At 67.3% G+C, this 14,437-nt stretch carries 12 protein-coding genes; 11 read left to right on the top strand and 1 reads right to left on the bottom strand.

What is annotated here, in order from left to right; all coding sequences use genetic code 11:
* Positions 1-50 precede the first annotated feature (50 nt).
* Both QE449_RS21320 and QE449_RS21315 read left to right on the top strand, forming a co-directional pair.
* Positions 51-1,526 carry an NAD(P)/FAD-dependent oxidoreductase gene (locus QE449_RS21320; RefSeq protein WP_051613577.1) on the top strand — a complete coding sequence of 492 codons (1,476 nt, stop codon included), beginning with the start codon at positions 51-53 and terminating at the stop codon, positions 1,524-1,526.
* Entirely contained in the window at positions 1,523-3,229 is a 1,707-nt protein-coding gene (locus QE449_RS21315) for a GMC oxidoreductase (RefSeq protein WP_307109642.1), read from the top strand. The genes QE449_RS21320 and QE449_RS21315 overlap by 4 nt, the downstream gene beginning before the upstream one ends.
* Before the next feature lie 72 nt (positions 3,230-3,301).
* Here QE449_RS21315 and QE449_RS21310 read toward each other — a convergent pair whose 3' ends face one another.
* The gene (locus QE449_RS21310) at positions 3,302-4,450 is read right to left on the bottom strand and encodes a hypothetical protein (RefSeq protein WP_307109641.1); all 1,149 of its coding nucleotides are present in this window, start codon (positions 4,448-4,450) and stop codon (positions 3,302-3,304) included.
* 202 nt (positions 4,451-4,652) lie between these two features.
* On the opposite strand from QE449_RS21310, the gene QE449_RS21305 reads away from it, so the two are divergent.
* From QE449_RS21305 to QE449_RS21265, 9 genes are all read left to right on the top strand, one after another.
* Entirely contained in the window at positions 4,653-5,738 is a 1,086-nt protein-coding gene (locus tag QE449_RS21305; RefSeq protein WP_222633314.1) for an SMP-30/gluconolactonase/LRE family protein, read from the top strand.
* A 161-nt stretch (positions 5,739-5,899) separates the two neighbouring features.
* Positions 5,900-7,423: a catalase gene (locus QE449_RS21300; RefSeq protein ID WP_307109640.1), complete on the top strand. Its 1,524-nt coding sequence runs from the start codon at positions 5,900-5,902 to the stop codon at positions 7,421-7,423.
* A gap of 340 nt (positions 7,424-7,763) precedes the next feature.
* Positions 7,764-8,426 carry a SipW-dependent-type signal peptide-containing protein gene (locus QE449_RS21295; protein ID WP_027506660.1) on the top strand — a complete coding sequence of 221 codons (663 nt, stop codon included), beginning with the start codon at positions 7,764-7,766 and terminating at the stop codon, positions 8,424-8,426.
* A 63-nt stretch (positions 8,427-8,489) separates the two neighbouring features.
* Entirely contained in the window at positions 8,490-9,107 is a 618-nt protein-coding gene (locus QE449_RS21290) for a hypothetical protein (protein ID WP_155957103.1), read from the top strand.
* A gap of 25 nt (positions 9,108-9,132) precedes the next feature.
* On the top strand, positions 9,133-9,657 hold the full coding sequence (locus QE449_RS21285) for a signal peptidase I (RefSeq protein WP_081821410.1): 525 nt from the start codon (positions 9,133-9,135) through the stop codon (positions 9,655-9,657).
* The gene (locus QE449_RS21280; protein WP_307109639.1) at positions 9,657-11,105 is read left to right on the top strand and encodes a hypothetical protein; all 1,449 of its coding nucleotides are present in this window, start codon (positions 9,657-9,659) and stop codon (positions 11,103-11,105) included. Before QE449_RS21285 ends, QE449_RS21280 begins: the two co-directional genes overlap by 1 nt.
* Before the next feature lie 50 nt (positions 11,106-11,155).
* Positions 11,156-11,821 carry an HAD family hydrolase gene (locus tag QE449_RS21275; protein ID WP_307109638.1) on the top strand — a complete coding sequence of 222 codons (666 nt, stop codon included), beginning with the start codon at positions 11,156-11,158 and terminating at the stop codon, positions 11,819-11,821.
* Positions 11,818-13,626: a glycoside hydrolase family 15 protein gene (locus tag QE449_RS21270; RefSeq protein ID WP_307109637.1), complete on the top strand. Its 1,809-nt coding sequence runs from the start codon at positions 11,818-11,820 to the stop codon at positions 13,624-13,626. The genes QE449_RS21275 and QE449_RS21270 overlap by 4 nt, the downstream gene beginning before the upstream one ends.
* Positions 13,627-13,632: 6 nt before the next feature.
* Positions 13,633-14,433, top strand: coding sequence for an SDR family NAD(P)-dependent oxidoreductase (locus QE449_RS21265; protein WP_027506665.1), 801 nt, complete (start codon positions 13,633-13,635; stop codon positions 14,431-14,433).
* Positions 14,434-14,437: the final 4 nt, after the last annotated feature.

Below are 14,437 nucleotides of genomic sequence, written 5' to 3'. Positions count from 1 at the left end.
CACTGCCCGCGCACGTCGATGTTCTCGTCGTCGGATCGGGATTCGCCGGTATGGGTGTGACGGCGCGGGTGCTCCGCGAGGACCCGTCCGCCGACGTGCTCGTGATCGAGCGTGCCGACGACGTCGGTGGGACCTGGCGCGACAACACGTATCCCGGTGTCGCGTGCGATGTTCCGACGTCGCTGTACTCGTTCTCCTTCGCCCCGCACTCCGACTGGAGCCACACCTTCGCTCGTGGACCGGAGATCCATCGGTACCTGCGCGGGGTGGCCGACGACTTCGGGATCCGAGACCGTCTCGTCACGGGTTGCGCGCTGCTCGGGGCGCAGTGGGACGAGGAACGCTGCGTCTGGGACGTCACCACGGAGAAGGGTGATCTGACCTGCCGAGTGTTGGTCGCGGCCACGGGAACGCTCTCGACGCCGAAGCTGCCCGCTGTGCCGGGCCTCGACACATTCGCCGGCCACACCTTCCACTCCGCGACGTGGGACCATGACTACGACCTGCGCGGCAAGCGTGTCGCCGTCGTGGGCACCGGTGCGTCGGCCATCCAGTTCGTTCCCGAGATCGCCCCGGTCACGTCGCAACTGCACGTCTTCCAGCGCACCCCGGCGTGGGTGATCCCGCGCATGGACCGCACGCGCGGTCCGATCGAGCGATGGTTCTACCGCCGCGCGCCGTGGACACTCGAGGCGCAGCGCGGTGCGATCTACGCGTACCGCGAGATGTACGTCGAGATGATGGCCAAGCGGCCCAAGCTTCTGTCGATCGCGCACACGATAGCCACGGGTTTCCTCCGACTGAAGGTGCGCGACGGCGGACTCCGGAAGCGCCTCACGCCGGGCTACACCATCGGCTGCAAGCGCATGCTGTTGTCCAACGACTGGTACGACACGTTGCAGCGACCGGACGTCGAACTGGTGGACAGCGGTCTGGCCTCGATCACGCCGACAGGTGTGGTGGACGCCGCGGGACGCGAGCGCGAGGTCGACGCCATCGTCTTCGGTACCGGCTTCACCCCCACCGAGCCGCCCGTCGCACATCTGTTGCGCGGCAGCGACGGTCGAACTCTCGCCGAGCGGTGGGGCGGCAGCCCGCGCGCCTACCGAGGTACGACGATGGCCGGCTTCCCGAATCTCTTCCTCATGTACGGGCCGAACACCAACCTGGGACACAGCTCGATCGTCTACATGCTCGAGTCCCAGTCGGCGTACGTCGAATCCGCTCTGCGCGAGATGACGCGTCGCAGCGTCGATGCCGTCGACGTGAGTCCGTCCGCGGTCGACGAGTGGAACGCGTCTCTCGACGCCGACCTGGCCGGCACGGTGTGGAACACCGGTGGGTGTTCGAGTTGGTACCTGGACGCGAGTGGACGGAACTCGGCCATGTGGCCGACCTTCACGTGGAAGTTCCGCAAGGCGACCGCCGCGTTCGATATCGAGAACTACCGCACGATGCGGGCGCGCGGAGGGCCGGACGTCGGCCGAACTGTGGGAAGTACACCGTCGGAGAAGGCAGCAATATGAAGAACACCTACGACGTCATCGTCGTCGGATCGGGTTTCGGCGGCAGCGTCTCCGCCCTGCGTCTGACCGAGAAGGGATACCGAGTCGGTGTCCTGGAATCCGGTCGTCGTTTCGAGGACGACGAGCTGCCCAAGACGAGCTGGCGACTGCGGAAGTATCTGTGGGCGCCCATGATCGGGTGCTACGGACTGCAGCGGATCCACCTGCTCCCCAATGTCCTGGTGATGGCCGGAGCCGGTGTCGGCGGCGGATCGCTGAACTACGCGAACACTCTGTACCAGCCCCCGAGCCGCTTCTTCGAGGATCCGCAGTGGGGTGACATCACCGACTGGGAAGCGGAGATGACGCCGTACTACAAGCAGGCGCGTCGGATGCTGGGCGTCGAGGACAACCCGACCATCACCCCCGCGGACAAGGTCATGCGCGACATCGCCGAGGAGATGGGCGTCGGTGACACGTTCAGCACCACACCGGTCGGCGTGTTCTTCGGTCAGCCGGGGCAGAAGGGTCGCGACGTCCCGGACCCGTTCTTCGGTGGCGTCGGACCCACCCGGACAGGCTGCACCGAGTGCGGTGCGTGCATGACGGGCTGCCGTGTCGGCGCCAAGAACACCCTGGTGAAGAACTACCTCTACCTCGCCGAGAAGGCCGGTGCCATGGTGCATCCGCTGACCACGGTCACCTCGGTGCGTCCCCGCGAGGGCGGTGGATACCAGGTGCGGACGCGTCGCACCGGTGCGAAGCTGCGGCGCAAGGAGACCGTGATGACGGCCGACCACGTCGTCTTCGCCGCCGGCACCTACGGGACCCAGAAGTTGATGCTGGCGATGAAGGAGACCGGAAATCTGCCCCACCTGTCGGACAAGCTCGGGTCCGTGGTGCGTACCAACTCCGAAGCGGTGCTGGCCGCGACGGCGCGTGACCGGCAGATCGACTACACGGAGGGCGTGGCGATCACCTCGTCGTTCCACCCCAACGATCACACGCACATCGAGCCGGTGCGATACGGCAAGGGCAGCAACGCCATCGGACTGTTGCAGACCGTTCTCAGTGACGGCGGCGGCAGGCTGCCGCGACCGCTGAAGACGCTGGGCGTCGCGCTGCGCCACCCGGCCGCCACCGTGCGCAGCCTGTCGGTGAAGAACTGGTCGGAACGCACCGTCATCGCGCTCGTCATGCAGACCGACGACAACTCGCTGGAACTCGGTTCCAGGAAAGGTCGATTCGGTCGGCGTCTGACCTCTCGCCCGGGAGGTGGCAGCCCGCCGCCGAAGTGGATTCCGGAGGGGCACATCGCGATCAGGAAGGCCGCGGACAAGATCGGCGGCGACCCGGGTGGCTCGTTCGCGGACGTGTTCGACATTCCCATGACCGCGCACTTCCTCGGTGGTTGTGTCATCGGTGCGACGCCGGAACGGGGCGTCATCGACGCGTACCACCGGGTGTTCGGGCACGAGGGTCTGCACGTCGTCGACGGATCGGCCGTGAGCGCGAACCTCGGCGTCAATCCGTCGCTCACCATCACCGCCCAGGCTGAGCGGGCGATGGCCCTGTGGCCGAACAAGGGAGAAAACGATCAGCGTCCGCCGGTCGGCACAGGGTACGAACCCCTCGCCCCGGTCCGCCCCGTCGCTCCCGTGGTTCCCGCCGAAGCACCCGGCGCACTGCGACTCCCGCTCACCGTGGTGGGTCGGAACCGCTGACTCGCGCGGGCTCGACCCCGAGACGACACAGGCCCCGACCTCCTCGCGGAGATCGGGGCCTGTCCCGTTCGGTCACTTGCCGGAGATGGGTCCCAGCAGCGAGGTGGTCCAGATCGCCGAGTTGGCGGACCCTGCCGGGTCACCGGCCGGCACCAGTCCGTTGATGGTCACCTGTCCGCCGGCCAGTCCGCGTGCGGGGTTCGGCGGGAGGGTGAGGCCGCAACTCTGCTGCACGTCGGCGATGCCGGGCAGCGAGTTCTGGCGGCACTGACCGCGTCCCTCGACCGTCAGCGGGCCACCGGGCAGGTTGTCGTACGTGACGGTCAGGGCAGCACCGAATTCGGGCTGCGCCGTCGGGGAGTAGCAGACACGCGCCGTCGCGGCCGTGATCTCGCTGGGCGAGGTCGAGGCCGCGCCCGTGGCCGGATTCACACTCGCCGCGTGCAGTTCGGTGGTGCGCTCGCCTCCCGCACAGGACGGCGACGATCCCACCGATCGGGAGTTCACCTCGCGTGTCACGTTGTAGGCGATCGGGCCCGTCGGCTGCGGGATTCCGGCGGGCGGAGCCGAATCGACGGGCGCGGTGCCCTCGCCGAGCGAGTACAGCGTCCACACCGATCCGGTGCGTCCACCGGGCAGACGCAACGGGTTGGCCACCGAGTTGCTGGTGGCGACACCGGCGCTCACACCGGACGCGTTGGGCTGGATGCGGAGAACGCAGTCGACGGCGCCGCGTCCGGGCGATCCGGGGTAGAGCTCGAAGCCGCACGGTCCGCGCATGTCGAGACGGCCGAGGCCGGGAGCGTCGAGAGTGCCCCACTGGTCGAGGATCTGGGTTCCGTCGAGCCCCAGCCCGTCGCACACGTAGATAGGTCCGACGTTGCGCGCCGTCTCGGCGGTCAGCACGCCGGACGCGGGGTCCGACTGGAACGTGTACATACGGGCGTCGAGACGTTCGACGAGGAGGTACTGGGCCGGAACGCCGTACTGGGCGTTGCACCGCGCGGTGTCCTCGGCAGTCGGCCGATTGCCGCTGTCCACCGTGCGGAAGACGTGGAACTGGCCGGGGCCGTCGCTGATCGATCCGAGAAGGGTCGACGGTGCCACCGGTCCCGGGTCGGCCGAGGCGGTGCCCGTGAAGGAGGCGACCGCGGTGACGGCCGCAGCGGCGACGAGTCCCGCCCGCCGCAGAAGACCGGATCTGCTCGAACGACTGTGCATTGTTGTATTCCCCCCCCAGAACTGCTGCCATCTCGACGACCGAAGAGTGCCACACGAATCCCCCATCTCCGACATGTGTGTGACCTGGCACAATGCCCGCTACGCGGCCCTGGACGAGTGGACACGAGGGGACGGTCGGACTGACCGTAGTGTCCACCGGAGCAGCACAGTGCTGCGCAATTCGTGCCGGGGGGCTCCTGACGTGTCGACGTTCTCTCTGACCAGAGTCATGGTCACCGTGGTGGCAGTGGCCGCCATGACCGTGTTCGGGAGTGCCACGGGGAGTGCGGATCCCGCCGTACAACCGTCGCCGGCGCCCGGTGGCGCACGAACGTTCTCCGAGCTTCCGCTGCCCGGACAGCCGGAGGGCATCGCCGTCGATCCGTCCGACGGCAGCGTGTGGACGGGATCGAATCGGCCCCGATCGACGGGAACGGTCTGGCATCACGACGGATCCGGTGCACTGATCGGCACCTACGATCTCGTGGGGCATTCCCCGGACGCCGAGCACGGGGTCAACGGCATCGCGCTGGACGGTGCGGGCCGGGTGTACGCGCTCGACTGGTCGGGTGCGCGTGCGGTACGACTCGATCCTGCATCGGGAGCCCAGTCGGTCTACGCGACGTTCCCCGATCTGCCGTCCTGTGGTCGGGGGATCGTCCCGTGCGAGCCGAGCCCTGTCGATCGACCCGCGTGGCCCAACTACCCGGTGTTCGACGCGGCGGGCAATCTGTACGTGAGCGATCTGAACCAGGCCACCATCTGGAAGGTGCCGGCCGGCGGCGGTGAGGCTCGGATCTGGTACCAGAGTCCAGATTTCGTGTCGCTGTACAGCGTCAACGGCATGCAGTTCGACGCGCAGGGCCGCCTCGTCTTCGTGGTCACGATCTCCCTGACAGCGGACCCGTCGATCTTCCGCGGGAAGCTGTTCCGCCTCGGCGTCGACGGGAACGGTGGTCCGGGTACTCGCGAGGAGATCGCCACGACGTCACAGGGTGACGGCATCGCCATCGGGGAGTCGGGCCGCGTCTACGTGGCGGTCGCGAACCCGATCATCAACGACGTCGAGATCGTGGAGCCCGGACGTGGCGTCGTCGGCGCGCTCCCGTCCCCCGAAGCGAGGGCGGCGCTGGCGGTGCCTCTCGTCACTCCCGCATCGTTGGCCTTCCGCGGCACGTCGGTGTTGGCGACCAACCATTCCCAGTACGCGATCGACCCCCGCGAGTGGTCGATCCAGGAGTTGGGCGTGGGGGAGCGGGGACTGCCCCTCCTGTACCCGACGCCCTGACACCACGAACGTAACTGGACTGATTCCAGAAAAGGGGTCATATTGGAACGGATCGACATTCTGCGTGTGCGCGAGTCGATGCCCGGGTATGCGGGTACGACGGACGTTCTGCGTCACACCGCGACGCTTCGCGTCTGCCACGAACAGGAGGCACTGGACTCATGACACAGCCGAGGCCCACGACCAACAACGCCGGTATCCCGGTTCCCAGCGACGAGCACTCCCTCACTGCGGGTGCGCAGGGACCGATCCTGCTGCACGATCACTACCTCATCGAGAAGATGGCGCAGTTCAACCGTGAGCGGGTGCCGGAGCGTGTGGTGCACGCCAAGGGTGCAGGCGCCTTCGGCACGTTCGAGGTCACCGGTGACATCTCGCAGTACACGCGGGCGGCGGTGTTCCAGCCCGGCGCGAAGACCGAGATGCTGGCGCGCTTCTCCACCGTCGCGGGCGAGCAGGGCAGCCCCGACACGTGGCGCGACCCCCGCGGTTTCGCGCTGAAGTTCTACACCACCGAAGGCAACTGGGACATGGTCGGCAACAACACGCCGGTGTTCTTCGTGCGCGATCCGTTGAAGTTCCAGGACTTCATCCGCAGCCAGAAGCGCATGCCCGACTCCGGTCTCCGAGACAACAACATGCAGTGGGACTTCTGGACCCTGTCGCCCGAGTCGGCACACCAGGTGACCTGGCTGATGGGTGACCGCGGAATCCCGAAGTCGTTCCGCCACATGGACGGTTTCGGTTCGCACACGTACCAGTTCATCGCTGCCGACGGCACCAAGTCGTGGGTCAAGTTCCACTTCAAGACGGATCAGGGCATCGACTACCTGACACAGGACAAGGCCGACGAGCTGGCGGGCACGTCGCCCGATCATCATCGTCAGGACCTGTTCGGATCGATCCGCAACGGCGACTTCCCGAGCTGGACCGTCAAGGTGCAGATCATGCCGTACGACGATGCCGAGACGTACAGGTACAACCCGTTCGATCTGACCAAGGTCTGGTCGCAGAAGGACTACCCGTTGATCGAGGTCGGCACGATGACCTTGAACAAGAACCCGGAGAACTTCCACGCCCAGATCGAGCAGAGCTCGTTCGAGCCGTCCAACCTCGTTCCGGGCATCGGTGCGAGCCCGGACAAGATGTTGCTCGGACGCATCTTCAGCTACGCGGACGCGCACCGGTACCGCATCGGCACCAATTACGCGCAGCTGCCGGTCAATCGGGCGAAGGCGGAGATCAACTCCTACTCCAAGGAGGGTGCGATGAACATCCACTACAACTCCGCGGAGACGCCCGTGTACGCCCCGAACTCGTACGGTGGTCCCGCCGCCGACACGAACGCGTACGGCGACGACGGTGCCTGGGACTTCGAGCCCCGATTCGTGCGCACCGGGTACGTGCAGCATCCCGAGGACGGCGACTTCGTCCAGGCCGGCATTCTCGTGCGCGAGATCATGGACGACGACGCCCGCGAGCGTCTCGTGGGCAACATCGTCGGCCACGCGCTCAACGGTGTCACCGAGCCTGTGCTGCAGCGGGTGTTCCAGTACTGGAGCAACGTCGACCCCGAGATCGGCAAGAAGGTCGAGGAGGGTGTGCGCTCCGGACAGGGCCAGACCGCCCCCACGACCGGGGCCGGCGCGGTGGACGACCCGGCCGACGAGGCCGCGAAGGTCTGATCCGCTCCGATTCTCGACGCCGCCCGTCGCACCCTCACCGGGTGCGGCGGGCGTTGCCGTGTGTGATGTAGATCACGTTTGAAACGTGTGGTCAGAATGCTCTGCCGGCTCGCTGCTTCGGGCACCGAAGCGGCGGCGGCAACGCCGACAGGCTCACGTCCCGGCCCGGTTCATCGAACGGCCTCGTCGTATCGCCCCGATCGGTCTGTGTGACCCCGAGTACCGATCAATGGTTCGCGGAAATTGAAGAACGTTCGGTATGTGTGGTTTCGAGAATGGATCTACAGTTCGCTCGCAGCCATTGCGGTAATGGCTCGTCGAAGCGAAACGGGGACCTGCCATGACCACCGATCTCACCGTCGAGACAGAGCGTGAGCAGCGCGATGTCCGTCGCCGCAAGGTTCGAGCGCTCCTCGCGGGCGGGCTGGTTCTCGGCGTGGGAGCGGCGGTGACATTGGCCGTCTGGACCGACAACGTGTTCGGGCAAGCACAGTTCTCGGCGGAGAACTGGAACGTCCAGGGCGACTTCTCCACCGGTGGTACCGGCGTCTGGAACGAGTACGACACGGTCGGAACAGCCGGCACCTTCGCGTACACCACGGGTTTCGCGGCCATGAGTCCTGGCCTGACGGTCTACGCGCCGGTGGCACTTCGAGTCGGCACCGGCACTACCCCGGGCGGCGCCTACCCGGCAGACGTGACACTGAACGGAGCGACTCCGATCACGGGTCCCCTTGCCACCGCGCTGACCTACCAGGTGGTGTCGGGCGTCTCGGCGGACAACTGCAACGCAGCGATACTGGGCGGTGGAACCGACGTCGTCGTGGCCGGCAGTGCACTCGGGGACGGGAGCGCCGTGGACGCGATCAGTGTGCCTGCTGACGGCAGTCCGGTGTCGCTGTGCTTCGCCGTGACCCTTCCGCAGGCCGTCGCCCCGAACGTCGTGGCGGGACAGACGACGGGCGTCGTCACGTGGCAGTTCGCAGCCGAAGCGGTGGTCTGACTTCGGTCACGTCGCAACAGTCTCGTGGTTCGACACAGGTCCTCACGGACCCGCCTGATCCCGATGCCTGGTAGGCGGGCCCGTGTCGGCGCGGCCCTCTTGCTCGTGGTGGGCGCCGTCGTCGCGGCCCTCAGCGCGACCACTGTCGCGGCATCCTGGGTGGACCGGGCAATCGGCAGTTCTCGTTTCACCACCAGCCCGTTCGGTCTGGAGTCTTCCGTGAACAACGGCGGTACGTGGGCGGCGCATCCGGCGAACGCGCCTGCCGTCATGACTCTCAGCGCCGCATCGCTTCTTCCCGGCCAGTCCACGTACGGCGCCGTGTCGCTCCGGGCTGTCACCGCGTCGCCCCAGATCCGCGTCACCGTGGACGCGACCTCGACCACTGCTGGGCTCGGATCCGTGCTGCGGTACTCCGTCATCCGCTCGGCGACCTGTGTCGCGGCGAACTTCACCGCACCCGGGGCGTCCTATGTCATCGGATCGGCCGCGGCGGACGTACCGGTGACGACAGATTCTGCAGCGAACGCCGTGATTCTGCCCGCGGGAACCTCCAGTGCGACGGGCTCCCCTGTGCCCCTGTGTTTTCGGCTGAGCCTGCCGGACACGCTGGCGGTGTGGACCAACTCGACACTACAAACTTCGTTCCCCGCGACGTGGACCTTCGTCGGAACGACATGAGCCCGCCCGGAACGGAGTGTTCTCCATGACTACTCGCCACGTGGCCCCCACCGAGCGGCGGGCCCTCACGCGCATCGGCGATGCCGTGCTGAACGTGCTCGCGGTCGGTGGTGTGGTGTGCATCGTTCTGGTGATCCTGGCGTTCACGATGAACATCACGCTCATCATGTTCAAGACCGGCTCCATGTCGCCCACCATCCCCACCGGATCGCTGGCCGTTGTACGCGAAGTCGCCGCCGACACAGTGGCTCCCGGTGACATCGTGACCGTCGACCGGGCCGGAGAACTCCCCGTCACGCACCGGGTGGTGCGGACGTCACCCAGCACGGACGGCACGACCGTTCTGGAACTCAAGGGCGATGCCAACGAGTACGAGGACCCCGCCGGATACAAGGTCACGGAGGTCCGCAAGGTTCTGTGGTCGATCCCCGGCCTCGCGAAGGTGATCGTGTGGTTCTCGCACCCGTTGGTGCTGGGGGCGATCACCATCGCCATGACGGTGCTGGTCGTCGCCGTCTTCTGGCCCCGAACACCGCGGGCGAGAACCTGATGCGTCGACGCCTCTCCACGGCCGTCGTTCTCGTCGCGGTGCTGTCGACCTTCGTCGCGACGGTCGTCCGCACCTCCTCCACCGACGCCGCGTGGGTCGGGCGAGAGCACCTCGCCACCACCGTGACGCCCGGATACTGGCCGACGAGCGGTAGCGCGTACGCGGAGGCGGGGCGAGTCGTGTCTGCCTCCGGTCTCGTGTTCAATCTGCTTTCCGGTGGAACCAGCATGCCGTGGTCCGGGGTGACCGCGAGCAGGACTCAGACGGTTCCCGGTGCCTCGACTGCCTCGAACGCCGGGCCGTATCGCAACGGCGGCGTACTGGGCCTGGTCAACCAGCTGATCTCCCGAGGGGCCACCGACACCTCCCCGATCGTCGGTGACACGTGCGCGTCCTATGCATGGGGTCCGGGTTCACCGCCCCAGTGCACCGGTGCTGCCCAGAAGGTGTACGCGACGAGCACATTGTCGACCTACACACTGCGCGCAGAACTGCTTGCCGGTCTGGGGTCCGTGCAGGTCGTCACTCTGCCCTCCGCGGTCACGGCCACGGCGTCCTGCAACTTCTCCACGTCGACGGCGTCGACCACCGCGACCGGGGCTCGCGCGGCCAACGCGACCGCCGGCGATCAGGGCACGATCAGCATCCGAAATCAGGCCGTCGCGATACCCGCGGCGGGCGGAACGACGGCGTTCGACCGCCCGACCGGAGTGCTGGTTCCGCGGCTCGCGGGAACGATCACCAGTGCGGTGACCCAGTCTGCCGGCCAGGCACGGTCGACACTGACGGTCGACGGCACCCTCACCTACATCGGACTCGTTCCGATCACGTTCCGGCTCGTGGTCGTCGACGCGATGTGTGGGAAGGATGTCGCAGCGCCGGTCGTAGCGAGCGCGGAGCCCGCTGCTCGGGTAGCGGTGCCGGAGGCCTTCTCGACGACTCCGGCGGCCCCGTCGACGACGCCGGAAGCAGCGACGTCGACAGCCGGTACGACGACGACGACCTCGGCAGAGACCGCGACCACCGCAGCGACCACCACATCGACCACCGCCTCGACCACGACGACGACCGTCACGACGGCACCGACGCCGACGATCACCATCGCACCGACACCTGGCACGACGGACAACCCCCTGACGACGACCGCGATCACGGCCTCGACCACCACGGCCTCGACCACCACCTCCGTCACGCCCGCGGCGACCGAGTTCTCCGGCCCACCCGACGGGTCCGTGACGAGACTGGTGACATCGGACGGCCTGACGTGTGTGGCCGGCACCCCCACCGAGGACGCGGTGCCGTTCGCGTGTGGTGACGGGTCGGCGGTCGTATTCACTCCGGTGGCGCTGTCGCCACCTGGCATCGCCGCTGCCACGACCGACGGGCTCTGGTCGCCGAGGACGCTCACGGGGGAGACGGTGCCGGTGGAGGCGGCCACCCGGTCGTGACGCTGCCCTCCCGCCGTTTGTCGTCCCCCACCCCCGGGTAGTCGAGGAGGGTGACTTCTCCCGCCGTTCTGTTCGACATCGACGGCACGCTCGTCGATTCGAACTACGCCCATGTCCACGCCTGGGCTCGTGCCTTCTCCGACGCCGATATCGCTGTGGACTCGTGGCGGATTCACCGCTCGATCGGCATGGACGGCGCGAAGCTGCTCTCGTCGTTGGCGGGTGACGCACCCGAGGACGCGGCGGAACGCGCGAAGGAACTACACACGCAGTACTACGAGGAGATGTCCTCCCTGCTGTCGCCGCTGCCCGGTGCGCTCGGCCTGCTCGGCGCGGTAGCAGACCGCGGGCTGCAGGTCGTGCTCGCCACCTCGGCACCGGAGAACGAACTCGCGATCCTTCGCGGACTTCTCGGGGTCGAGGAGATCGTCTCGGAGTTGACGTCGTCCGAGGACGTGGAGACGGCGAAGCCGGAGCCGCGCATCGTCGACATCGCGCTGGACCGTGCCGGCGTCGCTGCTGAGCGCGCCGTCTTCGTCGGGGATTCCGTGTGGGACGTGAAGGCATCCGTCACAGCGGGCGTCCCGTGTATCGGAGTGCGCAGTGGCGGCGTCTCGAGTGCCGAGTTGACCGAGGCCGGCGCCACCGCGGTGTACGACGATCCTGCAGACCTGTTAACGCACATCGACAGTTCGATGATCGCGCGCCTCGAATGAGAGAGAACGGCTACGCACCGATCGAGAACTACGCGGCGATCGGCGACGGCCGCACCGTCGCGCTCATCGCGGACGACGGGCGCATCGACTGGTTTCCCGTTCCCAATCTCGACACCGCGCCGGTGTTCGCGGCACTGCTCGACGCCGGGTCCGGCGGCTACATCTCGATGCGCCCGGCGGAGGAGTTCACGACCACGCGTCGGTACGCCGACGGCACCAATGTCCTGGTCACGACGTTCACCACCGAGTCGGGCGTCGTGAACGTCACGGACTCGCTGAACACCGGTGTGGCGGGACGCCTTCCGTGGACCGAGCTCGCACGGCGCGTCGAGGGCGTCGAGGGCAGTGTCGACATGGAGTGGTCCGTCGCTCCGGGGACGTGTCTGGGAACGGCGTCGCCGTGGTCGTACGAGACGGTGCACGGTACGGTGCTGCGCGTCGACGGTGTCACTCTGGGCGTGCGCACTCTCAATGCCGACGACATCGAGCTCGAATCGCGTTCCATCAGTGGTCGATTCACCACCGCGGTCGGTTCGCGCTCCCTCGTGGCCGTGGTCGGTACCGAGGTGGAACCGTTGTATCTCCCGGTGCCGGAGGACGTCGATTCGGGCATCGATCGCACGATCGCCAACTGGCAGATGTGGTCCGAGGAGTTCCGGTACGAGGGCCCCTGGCACGACGAGGTCCATCGCAGCGCCCTCGCACTGAAGCTGTTGCTGTACAGCCCGTCCGGTGCCATCGCGGCGGCGGCGACGACCTCGCTGCCGGAGCGGTGGGCCGGCGCCAAGAACTGGGACTACCGCTACGCGTGGGTGCGTGACACCGCGTACACGATCAAGGCGCTGATCCGCTTCGGTCTGCGCGAGGAGGTCCACGCCGCGGTGGCGTGGCTGCTGCGCATCATCCGCAGCAACGAGCAGATCACGCAGGTGTTCTACACCCTGAACGGTGAGATCCCGGGCGGCTCGACATATCCCGACGTGCCGGGGTGGCGCGGGGTCGGTCCGGTGATCAACGGAAACGAGGCGGCAACTCAGTTGCAGCAGGGGATCTTCGGTGACCTGTTCGACATCGTGTCCCTCTACGTCGACGCGGGCAACGTACTCGATGCGCCCACCGGTCGACTTCTCGCGGAGATCGCCGACACGACGTGTGACATCTGGCGCCGCAAGGACGCCGGGATGTGGGAGCTGCCCACGATCCGGCACTACACATCCTCCAAGATGGGCTGCTGGCACGCGCTCGACCGCGCGGTGCACCTCTCCGAGCAGGGCATGATTCCCGGCATCGCGGACAGGTGGGTGACCGAGCGCGACCACATCGCCCAGTGGATCGACGACAACTGCTGGTCCGAGTCGCGCGGCGCCTACGTCTGGTACCCGGGCACGGATGAACTCGACGCCTCCGTGTTGCTGCACGCGGGCAGTCGGTGCGTCGACGACGAGCGGATGTCGAGGACCGTCGACGCTCTGCGCGACGAACTCGGTTCCGGCGACCACCTCTACCGCTACTCCGGCATGCAGATGGTCGAGGGTACGTTCGTCGCCTGCTCGTTCTGGGTCGTCGGCGCCCTCGCCAAGCTCGGCCGCGACGACGAGGCCACCGCACTCATGGATCGACTGGTCACCAGCGGCAACGACGTCGGCCTCTTCGCCGAGATGATCGACCCCGACCGGTCGGCCGAGGACGAACCGTCGACCTTCCTGGGCAACTTCCCGCAGGGGCTCTCCCATCTCGCTCTCATCAACGCGGCGCTCACGCTCGCCAGCGGCCACGACCACACGACCTCCAACACAGGAAAGTAGGACCACATGGACCTCGGAATCACGGGCAGAACTGCTGTCGTCACCGGCGCGGACTCGGGAATCGGGTGGTGCACCGCGCAGATGCTGCTCGACGAGGGTGTCCGGGTCTTCGTCACGGACAAGGACCAGGACAAGCTGGCCGCCGGCGCTGCCGAGCTCACCGGACCGGAGGGTGCCGTCACGGCGTTCGCCGCGGACGTGACGAAGCCCGCCGACGTCGAGGCGATGCACGCGAAGGCGGTCGAGGCGCTCGGCACCGTGGACATCCTGGTGCAGAGCGCCGGCATCACCGGCGCACAGGGCATGTTCCACGAGATCGACGACGACGGGTGGTCGACGACGATCGAGGTCGACCTTCTCGGGCCGGTGCGCGTCGTGCGCGCCTTCCTTCCCGAACTCCGCGCGGGCGGATGGGGGCGCATCGTGTTGCTCGCGTCCGAAGACGCGGAGCAGCCCTACATCGACGAGCTGCCCTACTGTGCGGCCAAGGCCGGCATCCTCTCGCTGGTCAAGGGACTGTCGAAGACGTATGCGTCCGAGGGTGTCCTGGTGAACGCGGTGTCTCCTGCCTTCATCCACACCCCGATGACGGACGCGATGATGGACAAGCGAGCCGACGAGCGTGGCACCGACCGCGACGAGGCCATCGAGAGCTTCTTGAAGGAGGACCGGCCGTTCATGGAACTCGGCCGACGGGGTACCCCGGAGGAGGTGGCGTCGGTGATCACGTTCCTGTGCTCGGAGCGCGCCAGCTTCGTCAACGGCTCGAACTACCGCGTCGACTCCGGTTCCGTCGCGACCATCTAGAGAG

This window comes from Rhodococcus sp. SORGH_AS_0303, assembly GCF_030819335.1.
In the GTDB taxonomy this organism is placed as follows: Bacteria; Actinomycetota; Actinomycetes; order Mycobacteriales; family Mycobacteriaceae; genus Rhodococcoides.
This window is presented reverse-complemented; position numbering and strand designations above follow the sequence as displayed.

What these genes read in the sequence shown, in the direction of transcription:
- QE449_RS21320 (WP_051613577.1), top strand. Translation starts at nt 51, where the DNA reads ATGGGTGTGACGGCGCGGGTGCTCCGCGAGGACCCGTCCGCCGACGTG.
- QE449_RS21315 (WP_307109642.1), top strand. Translation starts at nt 1,523, where the DNA reads ATGAAGAACACCTACGACGTCATCGTCGTCGGATCGGGTTTCGGCGGC.
- QE449_RS21310 (WP_307109641.1), bottom strand. Translation starts at nt 4,450, where the DNA reads ATGCACAGTCGTTCGAGCAGATCCGGTCTTCTGCGGCGGGCGGGACTC.
- QE449_RS21300 (WP_307109640.1), top strand. Translation starts at nt 5,900, where the DNA reads ATGACACAGCCGAGGCCCACGACCAACAACGCCGGTATCCCGGTTCCC.
- QE449_RS21295 (WP_027506660.1), top strand. Translation starts at nt 7,764, where the DNA reads ATGACCACCGATCTCACCGTCGAGACAGAGCGTGAGCAGCGCGATGTC.
- QE449_RS21290 (WP_155957103.1), top strand. Translation starts at nt 8,490, where the DNA reads ATGCCTGGTAGGCGGGCCCGTGTCGGCGCGGCCCTCTTGCTCGTGGTG.
- QE449_RS21285 (WP_081821410.1), top strand. Translation starts at nt 9,133, where the DNA reads ATGACTACTCGCCACGTGGCCCCCACCGAGCGGCGGGCCCTCACGCGC.
- QE449_RS21280 (WP_307109639.1), top strand. Translation starts at nt 9,657, where the DNA reads ATGCGTCGACGCCTCTCCACGGCCGTCGTTCTCGTCGCGGTGCTGTCG.
- QE449_RS21270 (WP_307109637.1), top strand. Translation starts at nt 11,818, where the DNA reads ATGAGAGAGAACGGCTACGCACCGATCGAGAACTACGCGGCGATCGGC.
- QE449_RS21265 (WP_027506665.1), top strand. Translation starts at nt 13,633, where the DNA reads ATGGACCTCGGAATCACGGGCAGAACTGCTGTCGTCACCGGCGCGGAC.